Raw genomic sequence first — 7,422 nt, forward strand, 5'->3', positions numbered from 1 at the left:
ATATAAAAACCCATAAAAATTTTTGTTATTTTTCATTTTTGAGATATAAAACTAATTTCTGTTCGAAAGTGTTTGCGTAAATGTGGCATGTTTTTTCGGTATCCGATGCAAAGTCATATACCTTAATAATATCTTCATATTTTTCCAGTCCGGGGGATATTTCTTTTAATTTGTTGGGTAATTGGGTTAATAATTTTTCATTGAGCCAATGAGTTTCTCTACCGGGAAAATGAACGAAATACAATAAATCGGATTCTACCAATTCACTAAAAAAATGTGTCCCTAAAGATACATCCGGTGTTAAGTCTTCTCTCATGGCTACGATTTCACACAGAAAAGAGACAGAACTAATTTCGGAAAAAGTGACAGGCACTCCTAATGAGGGCGTGCTGGTTCCCCATCTTCCGGGTCCGATTAGGACTACAATAGGGTCTCCTGTAATAAGTGGGGGTATTTGATTTAAAGTGCCGATGGCACGAGCAATAGCATACCGTTCGGATATCGGTAATTCCCCATAGAGATGAGGAACTACATAAATAATTCTATGCACTTGATTGGAGCGACTTCTCCCGATAATAGGTCCATCCGTTTGAATAATAAGGTTGGAATTATTTTCAATAACAGGTTCGGAAAGAAGTTCAGAACGGTCGCTGACCTGTAAAGATCTGCATTGAACAATATCTATATAGAAGTCCTTATCGTTTTTAAAGTTTGCAGTAAATTCTACATCTACAGGATTTTGGTAGGCACTATCTAATGTAGTAAGAATTTCATGCATATCTGTAACGAATGCAGTTTCAGTAAGGAGTGTATCGAAACGGATTTTCCATTGAGGAGGCATTTTTTGTCCGCGTTCTTTATAAAACCGTTCGGCTTCGAAATCTTGAACCACAAATAGGTCTAATGGAATACCCTCACATTGGGGGACAATTTCTTGCACAGGCATGGAAATGAGGCGATTACCATCCAGGTCAATAACATCTACTTTTTGTTGTGAGTATTTTTTTTGCTCTTTGGTAGAACCTTCAGGGCGTAACATAGGTTCGTTGAGTGCAACAATTCTTGTGTAATCATCATCCGAACGGTCAACGGCGCGTGTTCCCAATCCGAATACCAACCGTAACATACCTGCCTTAGGATTAATTTCTGGAGACCATACATAAGGATTATAAGAGAAGCCTACGCCGGCGATATTCGGGAAATATAGTCGTGCATGTTGGGCTCCGGATACCCGTTGAACTAATAGAGCCATTTGTTCATCTTTGTCTAAAAGTCCTCGTCTTTTTCGATAATATAAAGCCTCTTCACTTACTGTGCTGGCATACACCGTGCGAACGGCCGCTTTGAAATCTTCTAATCTTTGCCTTGTCGAACCTTGATTGGCACAGAATACACTTTCATATTTTCCAGCAAAAGAATTTCCAAAATTATCCTCCAATAAACTGCTGGAACGAACAATAATAGGAGAGGAACCGAAGTATTCCAGAACCTGTTCAAATTTCGTTTCTATATCTTCAGGGAATTCCCCTGTGATAATACGCCTGCGAATTCGTTCTGCTCCGGGAAGAAAACTTTCTAATTCCTTTTGTTGTTCCCGAGCCCACCAACAGCCATTACGAACAAGAAATGTGTAATAAACATCCGAACCTACATAAAAACTATCATGGGTTTCTAACTTTTGTGTCCATTTGGGATTGCTTTTTCGTAATATGGTTTGTGCCAGAAGCATACCCACAGATTTTCCGCCTATCATCCCTGTCCCGATAACACGCCGACCTATTTCTACGAGGTCTTCTAAAGAAAAATATTGCAGGAATAATTCTGTCATTCGTTTTTCTCGTGTTATCATCATCTTGATAAGAATTTCCATCAATTCCCGTTTTATTTTTTCATCTCCCAATCGGAGAACATATTTGGCTTCTCCCAAAATACGGTTCCATATATCAACAGGCCCTTCTCCCGGGCTGAGTGTTGTGCTAAGGGTAGATGATAATACCTTTGCCATAATATGGCTTTCTGTGATAGGGGTCATTTTTCCATCTTTCCATAGATGGAGCATGTGCATGGAGGAAGAATGTCTCTGTTGAACCTTTACAGGGCGAATAAACAAGTTTTCATTATGGTTATACAGTTCGATGACGATTTGTGCGGTCTGTTGTATAGGGGTAACGGACTCGGGTGTATGCTGGGAACGGTCAAGGAAAAAGTAGGCTAAATCACCGCGGTCAAATAAATAGGGACAGGTTAACATGAAGAAATTACACAACATTGTATCGCTAAACCATGTGAGGGACAGGTCTGACAATCTATCAAAGACATAGAAAGCACGGCGTTCTGTATTTTTTATAACCTGATGTAACTGACTGATGAAAGGTTCAAACCCTTCATCGGGATTAATAATCGCATAAGTAGAAACTTCTGTTTCTTTTAGTAAAGGTTGATGTTTCCCGTATCTAAAATATACAACAGGACGGGCTGTTTCATGTCCATGTTGTGCAAAAGGTATTACAAACTTATGGTAATCAACGATGGAACTTCCACGAAATACAACATTATCCCCTGCAATGAGTCCTCTTAATATTCGGTCAAATTCCGATATTCCTGTGCTAAGCATGGATATAGACATAAAAGCATTCCTTTTTTGTTATTGTCAGCTATTTTCGATTAAAATGATTTTTAATTATATTATGACATAACTTATTGTAGTGGATTTTTATTCGAGGAAAGCAATTACCCATGGGTTGTAAATAAGGTTAATGAAGAATGGACAGGATAAAAGAGATAGAACAGATTTTACAGGAAACATTAAAAACAGGAACCGTCGGTATATTGAGTTTTGAAGGAAAATTATGTCCTATAACAGTTATTTCTGTTACTCAGGAATATATTCGGGTATCCCAGACAAAATTTTCTAAGGAACTCTTTTCGGGAATGCAAGTGGCACTTGAATTGTGTAGTAATCGGGGTTGCCTTGTTTTGCAAACAGAAATTATGGAAGTTTCTGATTCTGCGGAAGAAGGAATACTTCTGGCTATTCCTGAAAACTTATCGAATATATTTCTTCGCCAGTTTTGGCGAATTCCCATTAACCTGCCTGCGGAGATAAAACCCCATGCCCACCCGCGAAAGATTAAAGCAATTATTCGCAATATCAGTGCTGGGGGAATGTTAATCGTCATTGAAGAAGCTCTGGATGTAGGAGATAGTGTAGAAGTCTTTTTTTCGCTAAAGCATTCGGTTACGGGGAAAGAAAGGAAGTTTCGTTTATTAGGTTCTGTAACTCATGTGTCGTTTATAGGCAAAGTAAATCAAGTGAGCCTTAAGTTTGTGGGGATGGAGCCCGAAGATGAAGAACAAATCAACGAATTTGTAATTAAAACATTAAGAGAATCCTGCCCGAAATTGAAGGTATGATTTTAAGAAAGCAAATAAAATCATTTGTAAACTCGTATGTATATAAATAAAAAGGAGGACATGCAAGTGAAAGAGGACTGGATAGACCTATTAAAAAGTGCATGGAAAAGATTTAAGGATAATGTTTCAATATTAGATTTAAATATTCTGAAAGGGGAAGATTTGTCCGCATGGGAAAATCTGTTCATGGGGAAACTTGTCCCTCATTTGGAAAACGAAGGTTGTCTCGTTGTTGCTGTGGCAGGAGGAACCAATACCGGGAAATCCACTATCTTAAATGTTTTGATGAAAAAAGAATTAACGGCAACAGACCCTTACGCTGCGGCAACCAAAAGGCCTGTTATTATTGCCTCAGAACAGAAGGCGAAACAATGTTTGGATAACAATTTGTTTCTTGAATTTGAGGCAAGGAAAATGGAGGACAAAAAAGAGGCCATTAGTGAATCTTTACCCAATCATATCCTCTTGGTTAAGGAAGAAAAGTCCCTTCCCGACACCTATTTATATTTAGATACCCCGGATATTGATTCCATTGCAAAAGAACATTGGGAGATAGCGGATAAGATTGTATCCGCAGGCGATATTATTATTGCAGTTACGAATGATTCTAAATATATGGATGAATCTGTAATCAAATTTTTCCGTCGTGCTTGTGAAGAAGGGAAAATAGTAATTCCTGTAATGAATAAAGTAGATAGGGATAACCCCGAATCTCTTCAGATTACAGATAAACAAATAAGAGAATTTATGAGAAAAGTGGAAATGGATGAAAATTCGCCCCATTTTTACTTTCCTAAATATCCCTATAATGAAAATTTTTTAGATGAACCTATTAAGCCATTGACAGGAAGTAATATGGAGTTAAGGGAATATATCCGTTCTTTCCCTGTGCAGGAAACAAAAACGAAGATATTAGAAAAGACGATAAGTAGATTTAAAGAAGAATTTATAAAATGGTACCAGAACAAATTTGAAAAACTATTTAAATATTCCCTATCCAAAATAAAAGTTTGTGAAGGTTATCTTAGAGATACCATTATAGGTAAAGAATTTATTCCATTTCGTTGGATTCGGATGGTAGAAGAGATTAAATACGAGTTAAGGAAACAGATTGGTTATGTTAAATACTTTTTTTTATTCCCTACTTCCATTTTTTCTGGGTATCGAAGTGAAATGAAAAAATTAGAAATGAATACAGAAGGGGTGAATAAAAAAATTAAGCAACAACATAATGAAATGATAGAAAAATGTTTTAATGAACTTTTAGATTGGTTGTTGAAATCTGAATTTATTTCTGAAATAGATTATATGGATAAAAATATCAACAAAAGATTACATGAATTACATAACAATCGAGATGCACTACAAAAGAAAATCATAACAAGAATGGAGACTCTTCTCTCTATAAAACCGGAATGGCTACAAGTAGAAATCGAAGAAATTGTAGATGATTTTTTAAAATCCCCCAATTTGAAGGGTTTTTATGGCAAAAGGATAATATCGTTCTTACTTTTAGGCGCAGGTTTCGTTTCTATGGTTTGGGGAATGCCTTATGTTGGTCCCTGGGCAGAATTAATAGCAGGAGGAGGAATGCTGGGAGGTTCTGCTCTTATTGAAACTATTGAATATAAGAGATTTCGAAACAGCATAAATTCACTTTACAAAAAATGGATAGAAGAAAAACAAAGAGAGTTTTCTCAGATATTAAAGGAAGAAGTTTTACAATATGTTTTACAAGATATATATCAATATCTAAGTTTTGCAGAACAATTTGATAAAGAGGTTCAGGATATTTTTAATGGAGAGTTTCCTTTGCAAATAGAAAACACAGAGCAAGCACAAATTGAAGCGAATGATAACTCGCAAAATAAAGCCATTATGGAAAAACAATAATTATAGGATGGGAGAAAGATGTTACCGAAAGCAAATTTGGAAAGAATAATACATCAGTTAAAAGAGATAGCCGATTATAAAGGAGATTGGGAAGGTTTTATACCTATAGCGGAAAAGTTAAGGGGTGCTATTAAAGAGATAGAGGAAAGAAGCAGTAAGATTGAATCTTTATTAATTGTTGCAATTGTAGGAGGGTCAGGGGTTGGCAAGTCAACATTAATTAATGCTATCGCCGGTGATAAAATCGCTAAGACCTCAGAAATGAGACCCTGCACGAATAGACCCATCATTTATTATCCTCCGGAATGGGAGCCTGATTCTGAATTAAAGGGAGAGTGTGAATTATATGCCCGCTCTGCCCTTGATAATATTGTCCTTATTGACACGCCGGATACAGATACGGTGGTTAAGGAACATCGCAATTTTACAAAAAAGATAGTTGAGAAATGCGACCTTATATTACTTTGCGGTAATGGAGATAAATACCTTGAAGAAGCGACATGGAGCATTATCCGTGAAGTGAATAGGGAACGGGGTTTTGTTCTGGTAGAAACTAAAATGACTTCTCAAAGCCCTTCTATTATGGATGACTGGTTGAAAAGATTAAAATCGGAGGGAATAGAGCCTCTGACTTATTTTCGTGTGAATGCACTTCGGGCGTTAAATAGAAAGTTAGGAACGAAATCAGAAGATACAGAAACAGATGAAATTGATTTTTCCAAGTTAGAGAATTTCCTTTATCAACAACTTACCGATGCAAAAATCCGCCAGATAAAAACGGCAAATGTTCATGGCTTGATAGAAAAAATGATGGAACGAATAGATAAATTTTTGCAAGAAACAGAGCCTGCTATCAATGAAATGAAGGAAACTTTAGATAAAAAGAAAGTAGAGTTAGCGGCACAACATGAACGAATTATTAAAACAGAATTTGCAAAGGAGTCGGGGACTTTTTACCATCTATTGAAGGATGAAATAGCACCGGAGTTGCATGGAATTTTTTTATTACTTGCCCAGATACGCCATCGGTTTTCAGGTATTTTAACAACTCTCTCTAAAGTAATTCGTCCATGGAAAATGATGAAGGCGATTGTTACATCGGACAAAGAAGAGGCCACTTATTTTGAGAAAAAAATTAATGAGATTGTTAATGAGATAGTAACCCAGATTTCAAATAAATGCAAACCCGAATTAGAAAAGACCCAATATAAACTTGCCTTTGCCCTTGATAAAGCAAAGATTCGCAAAGATGCGGCACCATCAATATCCGAAAATTTTATGGTGAATTTTTTTCATAATGGAGTTGACTTTTTGAAAGAGAAGATGGATGCTCATATCACACAGAAGGCTAAATGCCTGTCAAATTATTTTCTGTTGGAATTATTTTATGTGCCTATGTATATTGTGTTGGTATATTTTTTCTGGCGTATTATACCGGGCTATTTCTTAGGTTATTATCAAGGAAAGGATTTTCTTGTTCATTCCTGCCTTGTGCTTGTAATCAGTGTAGGGGTCGGTTTTTGGTTGTATGATAAAGCCGTGTATCTCAGTGCAAGAAATATGCGGAAGAAAATAATGAAGCAGTTTGTAGTATATCTACCCGATATTATGAATCCCTTTGTAGAATATGAAAAACTCATTGATGAGGTGAGAGAGCAGATTCGCAAAATTAAAAATTTAAAAAATGATTTTGAATCTTTGAGATAATATTTGACAATTGAGTTGAATATTGTATATAATAATACCTCTTTTTGATTTTATCCCTGAAGAATAATTTTTACCTGATATAATAAAGGATTAAATAGATATTTATGGGTAAAGGTGACCGTAGAACGAAACGCGGTAAGATTTGGCGTGGCTCTTATGGAAAGACGCGTCCAAAGAAAGTGAGTAAAAAGACAGACAAATAATACGAAGTTGAAATCGTATTTTTGTTTTTGATATACTATTTTGCCCACAACAAAAAAATCAATTATCCATAAAACAATAAATGAATAATTCTGTTTTAGTGAACAGGAGGATTATCCTTGCCAACGATAGGACAATTATTAAAAGGTGCTCGTAAACCGAGACCCAATCGGACAAAAGCCCCGGCATTGAAAGCCTGTCCGCAAG

General features: G+C 36.2%; 5 protein-coding genes. 4 read left to right on the forward strand and 1 reads right to left on the reverse strand.

Annotated features, from left to right (window positions below; all coding sequences use genetic code 11):
• Positions 1-25: 25 nt before the first annotated feature.
• Positions 26-2,626, reverse strand: a complete 2,601-nt coding sequence (locus tag PLA12_05775; GenBank protein HOQ32004.1) for a PEP/pyruvate-binding domain-containing protein — start codon at positions 2,624-2,626, stop codon at positions 26-28.
• 137 nt (positions 2,627-2,763) lie between these two features.
• Here PLA12_05775 and PLA12_05780 point away from each other — a divergent pair, with 137 nt between their 5' ends.
• The 4 genes from PLA12_05780 (at position 2,764) to PLA12_05795 (ending at position 7,217) form a co-directional block, all read left to right on the forward strand.
• The gene (locus PLA12_05780) at positions 2,764-3,414 is read left to right on the forward strand and encodes a PilZ domain-containing protein (GenBank protein ID HOQ32005.1); all 651 of its coding nucleotides are present in this window, start codon (positions 2,764-2,766) and stop codon (positions 3,412-3,414) included.
• Positions 3,415-3,474: 60 nt separating this feature from the next.
• Positions 3,475-5,307, forward strand: a complete 1,833-nt coding sequence (locus PLA12_05785) for a dynamin family protein (GenBank protein ID HOQ32006.1) — start codon at positions 3,475-3,477, stop codon at positions 5,305-5,307.
• A gap of 18 nt (positions 5,308-5,325) precedes the next feature.
• On the forward strand, positions 5,326-7,014 hold the full coding sequence (locus PLA12_05790) for a 50S ribosome-binding GTPase (protein HOQ32007.1): 1,689 nt from the start codon (positions 5,326-5,328) through the stop codon (positions 7,012-7,014).
• Positions 7,015-7,118: 104 nt separating this feature from the next.
• Positions 7,119-7,217, forward strand: a complete 99-nt coding sequence (locus PLA12_05795; GenBank protein ID HOQ32008.1) for a 30S ribosomal protein THX — start codon at positions 7,119-7,121, stop codon at positions 7,215-7,217.
• The last annotated feature ends 205 nt before the right edge of the window (positions 7,218-7,422 follow it).

Origin of the sequence: Candidatus Hydrogenedens sp. (assembly GCA_035378955.1) — a bacterium.
In the GTDB taxonomy this organism is placed as follows: domain Bacteria; phylum Hydrogenedentota; class Hydrogenedentia; order Hydrogenedentales; family Hydrogenedentaceae; genus Hydrogenedens.